General features: G+C 51.9%; 1 protein-coding gene. It reads right to left on the bottom strand.

The features are described 5' to 3' along the window. Nucleotides 1–512 (bottom strand): hypothetical protein (locus ACTHUG_RS11365; RefSeq protein WP_440422276.1); only part of this gene is annotated, 512 nt, incomplete at its 3' end. Nucleotides 513–524 lie beyond the last annotated feature (12 nt).

Here is a 524-nt window from a genome sequence, read left to right as displayed (position 1 = left end):
ACAACAAACAACACACAACCAAACAAAACAAAACCACCCACACGACCACACAAAGCCCAAAAACCACCAAAACCGACCCAAAAACCAACGACCCCCCACCGAGCATACTCCTGTTGAGCAGCCCATCCAGCGCCGGCAAAACAGAAACCGCCCCGACATCGGCAAACACACCCTCCAACAACAAAAAACCACCAATCACCACCAACCCACCCAAACACCACAAAACACACACCACCCCCCAACCCAAAAACCCACCCCCAAACCACACCAACCACACCAAACAACCTACTACACAAACAAAAACAACCCCAAAAAACAACAAACACAAACACCCAACCCCCACACCCAACCCCCACACCCCCCCCAACCCCAACAACCCAACACAAACCCCCAAACCAACAACAACCAACCACCAAACAACCCACAAACCCACCCACAACCACAACCCCTCCGTCTCGAACGACGTAGTGTTGGCCCTTGTAGAACAAGGCGTACACACGCAATACCGCCATAAAGTAATGCAC

The sequence above is a fragment of the Neisseria sp. P0022.S009 genome (assembly GCF_051956675.1).
Lineage (GTDB): Bacteria > Pseudomonadota > Gammaproteobacteria > Burkholderiales > Neisseriaceae > Neisseria.
Note: the sequence above shows the minus strand (reverse complement) of the source record. Positions and strands in the feature narration are given on the sequence as shown.